The organism is Aliidongia dinghuensis (assembly GCF_014643535.1).
GTDB classification, from domain to species: Bacteria; Pseudomonadota; Alphaproteobacteria; order ATCC43930; family CGMCC-115725; genus Aliidongia; species Aliidongia dinghuensis.
The window spans coordinates 81,238-96,357 of record NZ_BMJQ01000007.1; the positions used below are offsets into that span (position 1 = coordinate 81,238).

Sequence of the window (15,120 nt, forward strand, 5' to 3'; positions counted from 1 at the left end):
AGGACCAAGGATGCAACGGGGCGAGAACCGTCGGCTCCGGCAAATGCGCAATCCCGGTCGCGCGGCGTATTCGTTTGCCGGTTATCATTGCGACTGCAAATAAGCCTGCGGTTCTTCCATTGAACTCCCAAAGCCCTGGCGCCGCGGACCTTGTATTTGGTAATAATCACGGCCACATGCCGCGTCGTGCCTTCCTCTTCCGGTGGAGCCGGTCCGGGGTCCGGCCGTTTTCTCCGAGTTTTGCTCTACCGAAAGACGAGCCCGACCTTTGGACGATAAGTCTTCGCAGTTACGTCGGTTGCGCATCGATCGGCCCGAACCGGCGGCGCGTGGCGGATCAGCCGGGTGGCGGTGGATCGCGGGCGGCGGCCTTCTGGTGCTCGCGATTGCGGCCGTCGGCGCTTGGTGGGGGTTCGGCCGTGCCGAGGCTGTGCCGATCCGGGTGGCCGTGGCGGAGCCCGTGTCGCCCGGCGCCGGCCCGGCCGTGGGCGCATCGCTGCTCGACGCGTCGGGCTATGTGGTGGCGCGCCGGCAGGCGACGGTCTCGGCCAAGATCACCGGTAAGGTGACCGAGGTACTGATCGAGGAAGGCCAGCATGTCGAGAAGGACCAGGTCGTGGGCCGGCTCGACGATTCCAACGCGCGGGCGGCGCTCGACCAGGCGCGGGCGCAGCTGGATCAGGCCGAGGCGCAGCTGAACCAGGCGCGCGTCGCCTATGCCGACGCGAAGCCGATCTTCGAGCGCAGCCAGCGTCAGGCGGCATCCGACCTCGTCAGCCGCGAGAGCTTCGACAATACCAGGGCGTCCTACGACAATCTGGGGACGGCGGTGGCCGTCGCGGAGCGGGCGGTCGCAGTCGCCCGGTCCAATCTGACGGTCGCCGAGCGCAACGAGGACGACACGGTCGTGAAAGCGCCGTTCGCCGGCGTCATCACGGTCAAGGCAGCGCAGCCGGGCGAGATCGTCTCGCCCATTTCGGCGGGCGGCGGTTTCACCCGCACCGGCATCGGCACGATCGTCGACATGGACTCGCTCGAGGGCGAGGTCGACGTGAACGAGAATTTCATCAACCGGGTCCATGCCGGCCAGCCAGCGATCCTGAAGCTCAACGCCTATCCCGACTGGCAGATTCCGGCCTTCGTTATCGCCGTCATCCCGACCGCCGACCGGTCGAAGGCGACGCTCAAGGTGCGGGTCGGCATCAAGCTCAAGGACCCGCGCATCCTGCCCGAGATGGGCTTGCGCGTGGCCTTCCTGGCCGATGCGCCGGCGGCGGCGAACGCGCCGCCCGTAACGGGCGTGCTGATCCCGGCAGCAGCCGTGCAGGCGGGGGCGGGCGATACCGGCACGGTGTTCGTGCTGCGCGACGACCGGCTCGAGCGGCGCTCGGTCCGTTTGGGCGCCCGCATGGGCGACAACCAGACGATCATTGCGGGCCTCGCCGCGGGCGACCGTGTGGCGCTCGGCGATCTCGCCAGGCTCGATGAAACCACGAGGATCCGGATCGAACGATAGGCCGCGACAGGACCAGCAGCGAAGGAGTGGGAGATGGGTGCAATCGTCACGCTCAAGAACGTGCTGAAGCGTTACCGGCGCGGCAAGGAACAGGTCGAGGTGCTGCATTCGCTCAACCTCGATATCGAGGAGGGCGATTTCGTCGCGATCATGGGGCCGTCCGGCTCGGGCAAGACTACGCTCCTGAACCTGATCGGCGGTCTCGACCAGCCGACCGAGGGCGAGGTGGTCGTGGCCGGCGAGCGGATCGACCGGCTCACGGGCAGCCGGCTCGCCGCCTGGCGCGCGCGCCATGTCGGCTTCATCTTCCAGTTCTACAACCTGATGCCGATGATGTCGGCGGAGCGGAATGTCGAGCTGCCTCTGCTCCTGACCCCGCTCAGCCGGTCGGAACGCAAGCGCAACGTCAAGACCGCGCTCGAGATCGTGGGCCTGGCCGACCGCGCCAAGCACAAGCCGGGCGAGCTCTCCGGCGGCCAGCAGCAGCGGGTCGCGATTGCGCGCGCGCTCGTGTCCGATCCGACGCTGCTCGTCTGCGACGAGCCGACGGGCGATCTCGATCGTCAGACCGCCGACGAGATCCTGCATCTCCTGCAGCTGCTGAACCGCGAGCAGGGCAAGACCATCATCATGGTGACCCATGATCCGAAGGCGGCCGAGTTCGCCTCGCGCCACCTCCAGGTCGACAAGGGGCAGCTCGCCGACGCCGCGAGGGCCGCCGCATGAAATACCTGCCGCTCGTCTGGTCCGGGCTCTGGCGCAAGCGCGCCCGGACGCTCTTCACCCTGCTCTCGATCGTCGTCGCGTTCCTGCTGTTCGGCATGCTGCAGGGCACCAACGCGGCCTTCAGCCGCGGCGTCGAGGGCGCTCATATCAACCGGCTGGTGACGGTGAGCCGCATCAGCTTCACCGAGGCGCTGCCCTATGCCGACCTGGCGCAGATCGAGGCGGTGCCGAACGTCGACCGCGTCGCCTTCGCCAGCTGGTTCGGCACCTATTTCCAGGATCCGAAGCAGTTCGTCTTTTCCTTCCCGATCGAGCCAGAGCGTTATTTCGATCTCTATCCGGAATTCAAGCTGCCGGCAGACCAGATGGCAGCCCTGCAGCACACCAGGACCGGGGCGGTGATCGGTGCCGGGCTCGCACGGAAATACGGCTGGAAGATCGGCGACCGCGTGCCGCTGCATTCGACGATCTGGACCAAGCCGGACGGCACGTCCGACTGGACCTTCGATATCGTCGGCGTCTACACGGACCCCGGGGACGAGGCCCAGGAGAACGCCTTCTTCTTCAACCACGCCTATTTCGACGAGGCGCGCGCCTTCGGCAAGGGCACGATCGGCTGGTACGTCGAGCGCATCAAGGATCCGACGGCCGCGGCCGCGACCGGGGCGGCGATCGATCATCTGTTCCTGAATTCGCCGGACGAGACCAAGACCCAGACCGAGAAGGAATTCCAGCAGTCGTTCCTGAAGCAGATCGGCGACATCAACTTCATCGTGACCGCGATCCTGGGCGCCGTATTCTTCACGCTCCTGTTCCTCACCTGGAACACGATGATGCAATCGCTCCGCGAGCGGATCCCTGAGCTCGCTGTCCTGAAGACGCTGGGCTTCACCGACCGAGGCGTACTGGCGCTTGTCATGGCGGAATGCCTCGTCATGTGCGTGATCGCAGCACTGCTGGGCCTGGCGCTCTCGGCACTCGCCTTCCCGCTGATGAAGGATTTCCTCGGTGTCGTACGCCTGCCGCTGCAGGTGCTGGGCCTGGGCCTCGCGGTCGCGGTGCTGCTCGCGGTCGTGACCGGCCTGCCGCCGGCCTGGCGGGCCATGCGGCTCAACATCGTCGACGCGCTAGCGGGCCGATAGGGAGGGTCTCTGCCATGACGCTCTTCAAGCAGATCGGCGCCGTCACGGCCATGAACCTGGCCGGCATCCCGTCGCGGCTCGGCACGTCGCTCGTCATCGTCATCGGCATCGCCGGCGTGGTCGGCGTGCTGATCTCGGTCCTCGCCATGGCGGTCGGGTTCTCGACCGCGCTCAACCATACCGGCCGCGCCGACCGGGCGATCATCATGCGCGGCGGTTCGACCTCCGAGCTCGGCAGTACGCTGTCGCGGGACAATGCGCTCACCATCCTGGATGCGCCCGGCGTCCGCAAGACGGCCGACGGCAAGCCGATCGGCTCGGCCGAAGAACTGGTGATCGTCGATCTGCCGCAGAAGGGCACGGACAGCGGGGTCAACGTCACGCTGCGCGGCATCGGCCCGCAAGGGCTTGCGACCCGGCCCGAGATCCACCTCGTCGCCGGCCGCATGTTTCAGCCGGCGGTGCGTGAGCTCATCGTCGGCACGGCGGCCCAGGCCCAGTTCAAGGGCCTCGACCTCGGCAGCCACATCGCGTTCCGCGACAGCGACTGGACTGTGGTCGGCGTGTTCGAGAGCGGCGGCGATGCCCATGAATCCGAGATGCTGGCGGATGCCGAGACGGTGATGTCGGCCTATCGGCGCAACCTGTTCCAGAGCATCACGGTGCTGCTCGACGATGCCGCGGCGTTCGACAAGTTCAAAGATGCGCTGACGACGAACCCGACGCTCTCGGTCGACGTCCGGCGCGAGCCCGACTATTACGCGACCATGTCGGCGACGCTCGAGAAGATCCTGTTCTTCGTCGCCTATGTCGTGGGCGGCATCATGGCGGTGGGTGCGCTGTTCGGCGCGCTCAACACGATGTATTCGGCGGTGAGCGCACGGGCGATCGAGATCGCGACACTAAGAGCGCTGGGCTTCGGCGCGACACCCGTCGTGATCTCGGTGTTCGTCGAGGCCTTGCTGCTGTCATTCGTTGGCGGCGCCATCGGCGCGGGCCTCGCCTGGGCCTTCTTCAATGGCGACGCGGCGAACACTTTGAGCGGCAACTTCACCCAGGTCGTGTTCCGCCTGACGATCGGTGCGGACGTGGTGGTGCTCGGCATCGTCTGGGCGTGCGTCATCGGCATGGTCGGCAGCCTGTTCCCGGCGATCCGTGCCGCGCGCCTGCCGATCGCGGTCGTGCTCCGGACCGGGTGAGGCCAAAAAGGAGGCGGGCCGTCAGACGACGGCCCGCCCTGCGAATGTTCTAGGGCGAATGTTCTAGGGCGAATGTTCTAGGGCGAATGTTCTAGGGCGAATGTTCTAGGGCGAATGCTCTAGGGCGAAGGTTCCAGGCTCAGGACTTGTTGAAGTTGAACATTTCGAACAGGTCGCCGATGGCCGGGCTGTTCGTGGGCACATAGGGCTGGCTCGGGTCCACGACCGGGTTCGGCAAATTGTCCCGGCTGCGGTTGGTCAGCGGCTTCAGGCTCCAGTTCCGCTCGATGAACTTGTCGATCGAAACGTGGTCGTAATAGTCGTGCACGACATTGCCGCCGGCCGAATAGGGCGAGACCACGATCAGCGGGATGCGCGTGCCGTCGCCGAAATAGTCGACCGGCTGGACATAGCCCGAGTCCCAGTAGCCGCCACCCTCGTCGACGGTGATCAGGATCGCCGTGTCCTTCCACAGATCCGGCTGCTTCTGCAGCTCGGTCACGATCTTCTTGGTGAAGGATTCGAACAGGTCGACCTTGGACGACGCCGGATGGCCGTCGTTCAGGCCGTTCGGCTTGACGATCGACACGGCCGGCAGGACGCCGTTGGTGATGTCGTTATAGAGGTCCGTCGTGTCCTGCAGATGCTCTTCGCGCTGCAGTTTGTCGGTCATCGTCTGGGTCGAATACAGGAACGGATTGCAGATGTTGCAGTAGAGCGGGTTCGTCGGATCCTGCACGTAGTCGTTCCAGCTCTCGCCGTAATAGCGCCACGAGACCTGGGCGTCGTTGAGCGCATCGCCGATATGGCGAATCGTGACCGGCGGGATGGTGAACGGGCCGTCGTCGGTCGGGTCGACCGTGCCGTTGCCGACATAGCCGGGGTTGTAGTTGTTGAGCAGGTAGTAGGCGTTGGCCTGGCAGTTCGCCTTCACCGGCTGCTTCAGCGACGACAGGTATTTCACGATCGGGGCGACGCCCGGCTGCTTCGTATCGGAGCAGTTCGTGTAGCTGCCGCCCATGTTGGTGCTGGTCGAGCCGTACCCGTCGTTCGTATAGAAGTTGTTGGTGCCCTTCTGCGGGTTCGGGTTTTCGACCTGCCCGGCCGGCGGCGTCGCCGGGTTGCCCTGTGCGTCGCTGTAGTAGATGGCGTCGGCATAGCCGATGGCGATGTGGTTGGCGCCGGTGCCGCCCATGACCGCCTGATGATAGTTGTCGCTGATCGTGTACTGGTCTGCCAGCGACTTCAGGTAAGGCACGTCGCCTTTGGCGACGTTGTAGAAGGCCATCGAGGTGGCACCCTCGTGGTTGTTGTAGTTGGCGGGCCGCGGCGCGCCGTTGCTGCCGGCCGAAACCGTCTGCTCGACCCAGGGGAAGAGATCGGCGGCACAGCCGCTCGGGTTCCACGGCTTCGCGTTCGCGACCGAACAGTCGAGCTGTTGCCACATCTGATAGAAGCGGTGCACCGGGCTGCCGGTATAGGCATCGTAGGGCAGCGTCTTGCCGGTCAGCTGAAACGGTCCGTTCAGCATGTCGTTGGCGTTCTTGATGCGCGTGTCGACCGTGTGGGTCGAGGCGAGGCCGGACGCACCGGTCAGGAGCAGGCCGAGATCACCCGGATAGAGGCCGACGTCATAGGCGGCCGCCACCGACAGGCTGGCAAACGGCGGGCCGTTCGTGTCGCTGGCCGTGTTCGGCGCGCCGGCCGTTCCGGGCGGCGGCAGCAGATAGTAAGGGTTCTTATAGCCCGGGCTGTTCGAGTAGCTCGCCCCGGCATCGGCCGCGAAACGCTGCGTCGCCTTGGCGAAGTTCGGGCCGGGCGCGCCGTTCTGGTCGACGATGCCCTCGGAAAGGATGTTCCAGACGGTCTGGCCTTGTTTCGGAATGTACGTGCCGAACAGGTGGTCGAAGGTTCTATTCTCACCGATGATGACGATCACGTGCTTGATCGGGCTGGTCGTCTTGTCGTCGTTCGCGCCGAGTTGGGCCGCGAACGCAGCGTGCGATCCGACGATCGACGCGATCGTCGCAGCCACCACCACGCGCTTGGTCCAACGCGCACCTTCTAACTTATGCGGCATGCCACCCTCCCCTGTTTTTGGAGTAGTGCCCCAAAATAGCCGCATTCAGTGACGATCGGATTACCGCGATCTGTCGAGAAAATCGAATCGATATGTGCGCTGCGCTATCCTTTATTTGTCACAACTTGTCATATAAATTTAAAAAATCTGCGGCATCGTGCTTTGTGATTCGCATTAAGATTTTGCTTACCATAATAATCTTGCATAGATTTGCAGATGGGCCGACGGCATAGATTCCAGTTACTTGGATTGATCGGCTTGTTGCTGCCGACAACCGCCTGGGCGGATTGGGACGACCGGCCCGGGGCCGATTGGCATCCGGACTCGACGCCCGAGCATCCCTGTGGCGGCGGCGCGCCGCCGCGTGGCCATTTCGCACGCGAGGTGGCGCCGGCAAGCCGGGCGCGCGGCCTGACGCTCGTCGTCCGCCAGGACGGCAATCGGCTCTGCTACGTCGCCGACGAAATCGCCGAAGCGCCAGTCATCCGGACGCGCCCCGGAGATCAGCTGGTGCTCACGCTGCGCAACGAGATCACGGATCCGGCGGGGATCGCCGCCTTCGTTGCCGTCGGTCAACTCGACCAGCCCAATCCCGCCGTGCCCGAGCGGGCGGGCTTCACCCCGGTCGTACCCGGCGCCCGGCACACGGCGAGCGGCGCCACCAACCTCCACGTCCACGGCTTCGCGGTGCCGCCGATCGTGCCGCAGGACGAGGTCATGATGACCTGCGCCGATCCGGCGAGCGGACCCGCAACCTGCGGACGGCGCGAAGTGACCTATCGCTACGACATTCCGGCCAACATGCCGCCGGGGCTCTATTGGTACCACCCGCACGTCCATGGCGAGGCGCAGGCGCAGATGCTGATGGGCCTGTCGGGTGCCATCGTCGTCGAGGGGCCGGACGATGCGGCGCGCCGTGCGGCGGGCATCCAGGACCGGATCTTCGTCGTGCGCCAGTCCCAGGACAATGACGCCGCGTCGGTCCAGCCGGCCGCTGCGGTGCCGGCGGCCGTGCCGACATCGCACAAGCCCCATCGCCCGCCTTATCGCCCACCCACCGAACTCGCCGCCAAGCTCGGCGGGCGGGTCGACACGCAGGACGAGCTCGCGTGCGGTACGGGGCCGATCGACGAAATCACGCTCAACGGCGCGCCGGTGCTGGAAGGCATCCCGTCCGACGCCGATCTTGCGACCGTACCGATGGCGAGCGGCAGCCGGCAGCTCTGGCGCTTTGTGAATGCGGCGACCGACGCCTTTCTGAATCTGGCGCTGGTCGATGCCAACGGGCGCGCCTTGCCGATCGAGGTCGTGGCGCGCGACGGCGCGCCGATCGCCGATGATGCCGGGCAGCGGCGGCCGCTCACGACTACCGAGCCGCAACTGGTCCCGCCCGCGGGCCGGATCGAGTTTCTCGTGCCGGCGCCCGTGAACGGCAAGGCCTACCTCTTGAGCCGGGCCGTCGACACCGGCTGCAGCGGCGACCGCGTGCCGGAGCGTCGGCTCGCGCTTGTGAAGACGGTGCCGACGGCGGCCCCGGCCGCGAGCGGCGCGCACCCGTCCGTCGCCGAGCATGGTCCGGCGGCGGCGCCCGATCTCTTCACCGGCCTCTTGGCCCGGCCGACCGATCGCGTCCGCGTCATCGCCATGGCCGAATATCCGCGTCCCGGCTCGGACGATCAGACCGACTTCTATATTGCCGAACGGCGTCCCGGCACGAGCTTCCGGCCGTTCAGCATGAGCGCGCCGCCGGCCATCGAGGTTCATGCCAACGCGACCGAAGAATGGGAACTCGAGAACTGGACCAACGAGCTCCACGCCTTCCACATCCATCAACTGCATTTCCGCGTGATCGAGATCGACGGCAAGCGCGTGGCCGAGCCGCAGCTGCTCGACGTGATCACCGTTCCCGCGGCGACGATCGCCGGCACCGGTTCTGCCGGCACCAGTCATACGGGCGGCGTCGCGGACGTGACCAAGGCGGATCCTGGCCGCGTCGTGCCGGGCCGCGTGCGCATCAAGCTCGCCTTTCCGGCGAGCCTCGCGGGCGACATCCTGTTCCACTGCCACCTCGTCGACCATGAGGACAACGGCATGATGGGGATCGTCCGTGTGCTGCCCGCGACGGCGACTGAGCGGCCGATGCGCAAGGCGGAAGCATCGCCCGGGCCGTTCGACGGCGCGCCCATCTGCCGCGCCCAGACACCCTGATCTCAGACGCCCTAGTCTCAGTCGGGCTCGCCGTTGCCGGGAACGGGAAAATGGATCGGACGGTCCTTGCGGGCGTACCACCAGTCATGTCCGTCCCAGCGGGTCGGCAAGTCGGGGTAGGCGTGCCCGAACGCGGTGGTCTGCGCCTTGGCGAGCGCCCCGTTCGTAGCTTCGGCGTCGAAGAACTTGTCGAGCAGTGCGCCGAGTTCGCTGCCGTTGCTGCTGACCGCCCAGGCGAAATAGGCCGCCGACGACAGCGCCTCGCCCCGCGTGAGCTTGTCGGGCTCAGCCGCGACAAGCGCGTCGGCGACAGCCGTGGGTGCGATCAGATAGTCGATCCTGCCGCCGGCCAGCGCATCGAGCCCGTCGGCCGTTGCCTTGAACTCGCTCGACGGTCCGAGCCGGCCGCCGGCTTGGGCAAGGCGGAACTCAAGCTGCGCCAGTTGCGCGATGGCGACGGTCCCGCCGACGATGCCGAACGGGCGGCCGTCGAGATCGCCAATGCCGTGGATGCGGGCGTCGTCATGGCGGATGAGATAGGTCGCGGTCGCGTCCGCCAGCGGGCGGGTGAATGTCACCAGATTTTCGCGGTCGCGCGCGATCTCGATGCCGCCGACCGCCAAATCGGCCCGGCCTTCGATGACCGCCGCGATGAGGCCGGCCGGCGATGTCGCGACCTTGCGGATTTCCAGCCCTTCGGCGCGCGCGAGGTCGGCCAGCAGGGCCGTGTCGAAACCGGCCTCTTGGCCTCCGGCGCCGGCACTGAACGGCGCTGCATTTTCCGGTTCCGCGACGGTCAGATAGCCCCGCTGCTTGATGGCGGAAAGATCGGCGGCGCCCGCCGCCGAGCCGATCACCAGGCCGATACCGATCAATACTGTTTTTCGCATCGCAGAATACCCATGGTTCGCACAATGTTCTTGCGGTTGCCTGGTTGGACGGGAAGCAATCTCGCACAAGTAAATAGATATGATTTTCATGAAATGTTCGTGACGGTTGCGAAAATTCCGAACCATCGCGCTGGCGATGACTATCCTGGTGGTTGCCCAGGATTGCTTGGGCGCCGGCGTGTTCGCTCTCGGCGGGGATGGCCATGAAACGAAGAGGCATGCGCTCGGGGGGCTGGGGCCTCGTGATCGCCCTGGCGGGCCTCGGCCTCGCCAAATCGGAACCGGCCGTTGCTGCAGCCGATGCCTGCAGCCCGCTCGAGAATGGGCCGCCGTTCTGCCTGCTCGGCACCGAGCTCGCCCCGGACCTGCGCTGGGCGTTCGTGCAGGAGCCGGGCGTCGTCGGTCTCGCGCGCCTCTCCACCGGCGATGTGCTCGACGGCTGGACGGTGGCCGAGGTCGGCCGTGGCTGGGTCAGGCTCGGTCATGACGAGCGGATGGTGCGCCTGTCCCTCGGCGCGGGCCTCGCGGAGATCACGACCGGCGCGCTCGGTCCGCATGCCGTGCCGAAGCTGCGGCAGCATCGCTGGGAGGAGCGCGGCGACCAGGAGTAGGTGTGCCCGGCAGTCGACGAGGGAATAAACGGCGCATAATGGAGTCTTAGGAGAGATCGAGTCCGGGGACCGATCTTTGGCAAGACGCGCGGCCGGGGCGCTGGAGGGGACTGACCGATGAGAAGCTTCATTCTGCTGGCGCTGGTGCTGACGCTTGCGGGCGGGCTTGCCGCCTGCGGCGGGCAGATCAAGCCGGCGCAGAACCAGGAGACGACTGATCACGCCGGCGGCGGCTACTGAGACGGTGACCGGGACCGTGGCTGTCTGGGGCATGCCCGCCCATTGACAGCAGAGCCGGGGAGCGCTCTGTTCCGGTCACCATGACCTCACTCGATCAATTCGCGGCGCAGAAGCTCGCCGAGCTCGATGCCAAGTCGCTCCGCCGCAGCCTGCGCGAAACGCGGCGCGACGGTGCCGTCCATGCCTGGCGTGACGGCCGGCGCGTGCTCGCGTTCTGCGACAACGACTATCTGAACCTGAGCCAGGATGAGCGGGTGAAGCGGGCGGCGATCGCGGCGATCGAGACGCACGGCACCGGCTCCGGCGCCTCGCGGCTCGTCACCGGCAACCATCCGCTCTATGCGGCGCTCGAGGCGCGGCTCGCCGCCTTGAAGGGCACCGAGGACGCGATCGTGTTCGGCAGCGGCTATCTCGCCAACATCGGCATCGTGCCGGCGCTGGTGGGGCCGGGCGACCTCATCCTGGCCGACGCGCTCGCCCACGCCTGCCTCAATGCCGGCGCGCGGCTCTCCGGCGCCAAGGTCGTCCTGTTCCGGCATAACGACCTGGCGCATCTGACTGACCTGCTCGCCAGCCTGCGCGGCGCGCACCGCCATTGCATGATCCTGATCGACCGGGTCTACAGCATGGACGGCGACCTGGCGCCGGTCGCGGAGATCTCGGCGCTCGCCGACCAGTATGACGCCTGGCTCATGACTGACGATGCCCACGGCATCGGCGTGCTGCCGAAGGAGGACCCGGCGCTGGTGCCGCTGCAGATGGGCACGCTGTCGAAGGCGCTCGGCTCCTACGGCGGCTATCTCTGCGCCAAGGCGCCGATCGTCGATCTGCTCCGCAGCCGCGCGCGCTCGTTCGTCTATACGACCGGCCTGCCGCCGGCCTCGGTCGCGGCCGCGCTCGCCGCACTCGACGTGATCGAGGGCGATCCGGAATGGGCGCGCACACCGGTCGAGCGCGCCCGTCAGTTCACGCGGCTCCTGAACCTGCCCAATGCCGAAAGCCCGATCGTGCCGGTCGTGATCGGCGAGGCGGACGCGGCACTCGCGGCCTCGGAACGGCTCTTGGAGCAGGGCTTCCTCGTGACGGCGATCCGGCCGCCGACGGTGCCGGACGGCACGGCGCGGCTGCGCATCACCTTTTCCGCCGGGCACAGCGAGGCCGATGTCGCGGCGCTGGCGGAGGCCGTGCGGGCCGTGCTCCCGTGAGCCGTCTCTTCGTCACGGCGACCGGCACCGAGCTCGGCAAGACCTTCACCAGCGCGGCACTGCTCAACGGTGCGCGGGCGGCGGGCGCGACCGTGAAGGGACTGAAGCCGGTCGCGAGCGGCATCGACGACGGCAATCTCGCCGACAGCGACCCTGCCGTACTGCTGCGCGCCCAGGGCGAGGCCGTCGACTGGGTCCAAGTCGAGCGGATCTGTCCCTGGCATTTCGCGGCGGCGCTGTCGCCCGACATGGCGGCGGCGCGTGAGGGGCGGCGCGTGCCGTTCGACGAGCTCGTCGGTTTCTGCCGGCGGGGGCTTGCGGGATCTGAGGAGTTCGTCCTGGTCGAGGGCGTCGGCGGCGTCATGGCGCCGATCGACGAGCGGCACACCGTGCTCGACTGGGTCAAGGCGCTGGAGATCCCGGCGCTCCTGGTTGCTGGGACCTATCTCGGCACGATCAGCCATACGCTGACCGCGCTCGCCACACTCGCCGGCCGTGGCGTGCCGGTCGAGGCGTTGGTGCTGAGCGAGTCCGAAGCCTCGCCCGTGCCGCCAGCCGAGACCGCGGCGGCGATCCAGCGCTTCGCGCCAGGCCTCGCGATCCTGCACGCACCGCGCCTGGCCGGGCCCGACGCCTGGCGCGGTCTGGCGGATCTCTATCCAGCGCTCAAGCGAGCCGGTCGAAGCGCAGGCGGCGCGCCCGCGCCCCGCTGACCTCGAAGCTGCAGATCGTGCCGGTGCCGTGCCGGACCTGGATGTCGAACCAGGCCTTGAACAGCACGCTCGGCACCTCGATGCGCAGCCGGTCGCCGGCGATCGCGCGGAGCGGCCAAGGGCCGGCATGGTGCAGGGGCCCGCTGACCGCGACCTGGGCCGAGGTCTCGCTCTCGACCGTCACCGTCCAGATGGCGCCCAGTTCCGCGCAGGCATAGCGGCCGGCGAGGCCGACCGGCAGCGGCACGGGCGCCGTCGGCACGCGCTGGAAGAGCGCGTGGGTGCCGGCGTCGAACTCGATCGCGACGCTCTCGCCGTCGCTCGTCGGCTGCGCCACGAAATCGAAGGCACCGCGCGCCGCCGTGAGGCGGCCGTCCTCCGTCGCCTCGAGCGCGAACGGCACGCCGTGCATCGTCGCGGACGGCGTCCCGTCGTCGGTGACCGAGAATTCGACGGTGGCGGCGGTCTCGGGATCGAGATAGCGCCCGGCGAGCCGGTCGAGCGCCGCGCGCGGCGGCAGGGGCGGGGCCGCCGGGACTTCAGGCAGGCCGTCGACGATGCCGTCGAGCACCCGATGGGCCAGGCGATAGCAATCGACCGCCGCGTTGTTGGCGATGGCGAGCACCGTGATGCCGAGCGCCGGCACGCGCAGGAACTCGGTCTTGAAGCCTGGCCAGAGCCCGCCATGGTCGACCGTGCGCAAGCCGCGATAGGGCTTCACCTGCAGGCCGCGGGCATAGGAATTGGTCCGGCCATTCAAGAACGGCGCCTGGGCGGCCAGCGCCTCGCCCAGGTCCACGCCGCCGACCGTGCCGGTCGTGAAATTATGATCCCAGAGTGCCAGATCGCCGACGCACGAGACGAGCCCGCCCTCGCCGCCCTGTGGGAAGGCGTGGCCGGCGCGGACATAGCCGTCGCCCTGCGGGATGTAGCCGGTCGCGAGGCCGGGCACGACCTCGCTCGTGGCCTGGACCAGGCGCGAGCGGGTCATGCCGAGCGGCGCCAGGATGCGCTCGCCGACGAAAGCGCCGAGCGGCTGGCCGGAGAGCCGCTCGACGATCCGGCCCAGCAGCAGGAAATTCGTGTTGCTGTAGGCGAAGCGGCCGCCCGGCGTGAAGTTGAGCGTGCGCTGCAGCTTGATTGCGGCCAGCAGATCCTCCGGCGTGCACGGGATCTGCAGATCCATGCCGGCCATGCGCATCAACTCGAGGAAGTCCCTGAGGCCGCTCGTGTTGTGCATCAGATGGTCGAGCGTGATGCGCTCGCCGAAATCCGGCAGGTTCGGCAGCAGCTCATGCACGTCCTGGTCGAGCCGGAGCTTGCCCTCGGAGCCAAGCAGCAGGATCGCGGCGCAGGTGAACTGCTTCGTGACCGAGGCGACGCGGAAGCAGGTATCGGGCCCGATCGGCACGTCGAGCTCGAGGCTCGCGAGCCCGGCCGAGCGCTGCAGCAGCACGCGGCCGCCGCTGAGGACGCCGACCGTGCAGCCCGGCGTCGCGGGCTTCGCCCAGGGCGCGATCAGCCGGTCGATATGGTCAGTGAGTTTCGCGAGGTCGAGATCGATCATTAGGCCGCTCCCTGCGCGAGAATGGCCTCGACCAGCTCCTGCACGCGGAGCGCCGCGCGGAAGTCGGGCAGGCTGTGCGGTTGGCTTTCGAGCATCCGGGCGATCTGGTCCAGCTGACGGAACGCACCGTCGCGCCGGTAGTCGTCGACAGCCGGTGTGGTCTCGACCCAAGGGCCGCCGTCGCTCTCCTGGGTCCGGTACCAGTCGACGATGCGATGCGACTTCCTGGTGCCCCAGAAGGTGATCTCGACCAGGTCGGGGCCGACGCCGCCGGCCGAGGTCGCGACCGTGATCGGCACTTGGGCGGCCGTGAGGCGTGCGCTCGCATAGGTCTCGCAGAGGGTGGGATCGGCCGGGTAGCGCACGTCGGCGGCATCGAGCCGCGCCGGGCCCAGCACCCGGTCGGCGAGATAAAGGAAATGCGACAGCACCTCGCGCACGAAGCCGCCTTCCTGCCTGAGCGCCAGCCACCTGGCGCTCGCCTGCCACGGCCGCGGCCAGACCGCGAAATGCTGGCGGATGTCGACGCCCAAGAGCGTGCCGAATTCGCCCGTCCGCCAAGCGCGCTCGATCACCTCGCCGGCCCGTGACGAGCCATAGGCGAAGTTGACCGCCTGGGGCAGCGCCGACGCCTCCATCTGCTCAGTCAGCGTGCGGCTCTCGGCGATGTCGACGCCGAGCGGCTTCTCGCACAGCACCGCCTTGCGCGCGTCGATCGCGGCGAGCGCGTAGCCGGCATGGGCGAGCGGCGGCACGCCGATATAGACGAGATCGGTCTCGGCCGAGCGGATGAGTTCGTCGGCCGGCGTGTCGAAATTGACGGACGGATGCAGCGTCTTTGCATGGTCGCGCGCCGCGGGCGAGGCATCCCAGCCGCCCAGGATCTCGAACCGGTCGTGCAGCGCCAGATGCCCCAGCATGCGCTGGCCCATGACGCCCAGGCCCAGAACGGCGACGCGATAGCTCATCCCTCGATCCTTCTCGAAACCGGCCGGCTGGCACGCCGGTTGTCCACGACAACGA

The 15,120-nt window shown here is 67.7% G+C and carries 13 protein-coding genes; 9 read left to right on the forward strand and 4 right to left on the reverse strand.

Annotated elements, in window-relative coordinates:
• The first annotated feature begins 376 nt into the window (after positions 1-376).
• The 4 genes from IEY58_RS14480 to IEY58_RS14495 are packed head-to-tail and all read left to right on the forward strand — an operon-like array spanning position 377 to position 4,583.
• Positions 377-1,516: an efflux RND transporter periplasmic adaptor subunit gene (locus IEY58_RS14480; RefSeq protein WP_229743731.1), complete on the forward strand. Its 1,140-nt coding sequence runs from the start codon at positions 377-379 to the stop codon at positions 1,514-1,516.
• 33 nt (positions 1,517-1,549) lie between these two features.
• A complete protein-coding gene (locus IEY58_RS14485) occupies positions 1,550-2,242 on the forward strand; it encodes an ABC transporter ATP-binding protein (protein ID WP_189046935.1) in 693 nt (230 codons plus the stop codon).
• Positions 2,239-3,384, forward strand: a complete 1,146-nt coding sequence (locus IEY58_RS14490; RefSeq protein ID WP_189046937.1) for an ABC transporter permease — start codon at positions 2,239-2,241, stop codon at positions 3,382-3,384. The genes IEY58_RS14485 and IEY58_RS14490 overlap by 4 nt, the downstream gene beginning before the upstream one ends.
• 14 nt (positions 3,385-3,398) lie before the next feature.
• On the forward strand, positions 3,399-4,583 hold the full coding sequence (locus IEY58_RS14495) for an ABC transporter permease (protein WP_189046939.1): 1,185 nt from the start codon (positions 3,399-3,401) through the stop codon (positions 4,581-4,583).
• Positions 4,584-4,722: 139 nt separating this feature from the next.
• Here IEY58_RS14495 and IEY58_RS14500 read toward each other — a convergent pair whose 3' ends face one another.
• Entirely contained in the window at positions 4,723-6,663 is a 1,941-nt protein-coding gene (locus IEY58_RS14500) for an alkaline phosphatase family protein (RefSeq protein WP_189046941.1), read from the reverse strand.
• A 258-nt stretch (positions 6,664-6,921) separates the two neighbouring features.
• Here IEY58_RS14500 and IEY58_RS14505 point away from each other — a divergent pair, with 258 nt between their 5' ends.
• Entirely contained in the window at positions 6,922-8,871 is a 1,950-nt protein-coding gene (locus IEY58_RS14505) for a multicopper oxidase family protein (protein WP_189046943.1), read from the forward strand.
• A 17-nt stretch (positions 8,872-8,888) separates the two neighbouring features.
• Here the strand turns inward: IEY58_RS14505 and IEY58_RS14510 are convergent, their stop codons facing one another.
• Positions 8,889-9,761 (reverse strand): transporter substrate-binding domain-containing protein, encoded by an 873-nt coding sequence (locus IEY58_RS14510; RefSeq protein ID WP_189046945.1) that lies wholly within the window; start codon positions 9,759-9,761, stop codon positions 8,889-8,891.
• Between the two features lie 218 nt (positions 9,762-9,979).
• Between IEY58_RS14510 and IEY58_RS14515 the strand changes: the two genes are divergently transcribed.
• The 4 genes from IEY58_RS14515 to bioD all read left to right on the forward strand — a co-directional run bounded on the left by IEY58_RS14515 (position 9,980) and on the right by bioD (position 12,530).
• Positions 9,980-10,372 (forward strand): hypothetical protein, encoded by a 393-nt coding sequence (locus IEY58_RS14515; protein ID WP_189046947.1) that lies wholly within the window; start codon positions 9,980-9,982, stop codon positions 10,370-10,372.
• A 117-nt stretch (positions 10,373-10,489) separates the two neighbouring features.
• A complete protein-coding gene (locus tag IEY58_RS34630) occupies positions 10,490-10,612 on the forward strand; it encodes a hypothetical protein (protein WP_268237573.1) in 123 nt (40 codons plus the stop codon).
• Between the two features lie 80 nt (positions 10,613-10,692).
• Positions 10,693-11,817: an aminotransferase class I/II-fold pyridoxal phosphate-dependent enzyme gene (locus tag IEY58_RS14520; RefSeq protein ID WP_189046948.1), complete on the forward strand. Its 1,125-nt coding sequence runs from the start codon at positions 10,693-10,695 to the stop codon at positions 11,815-11,817.
• Complete coding sequence (gene bioD, locus IEY58_RS14525; RefSeq protein ID WP_189046950.1) at positions 11,814-12,530, forward strand: dethiobiotin synthase; 717 nt, start codon at positions 11,814-11,816, stop codon at positions 12,528-12,530. Before IEY58_RS14520 ends, bioD begins: the two co-directional genes overlap by 4 nt.
• Here the strand turns inward: bioD and IEY58_RS14530 are convergent.
• Both IEY58_RS14530 and IEY58_RS14535 read right to left on the reverse strand, forming a co-directional pair.
• On the reverse strand, positions 12,484-14,097 hold the full coding sequence (locus tag IEY58_RS14530) for a serine hydrolase (RefSeq protein ID WP_189046952.1): 1,614 nt from the start codon (positions 14,095-14,097) through the stop codon (positions 12,484-12,486). The genes bioD and IEY58_RS14530 overlap by 47 nt on opposite strands.
• The gene (locus IEY58_RS14535; RefSeq protein WP_189046954.1) at positions 14,097-15,065 is read right to left on the reverse strand and encodes a Gfo/Idh/MocA family protein; all 969 of its coding nucleotides are present in this window, start codon (positions 15,063-15,065) and stop codon (positions 14,097-14,099) included. Before IEY58_RS14535 ends, IEY58_RS14530 begins: the two co-directional genes overlap by 1 nt.
• Positions 15,066-15,120 lie beyond the last annotated feature (55 nt).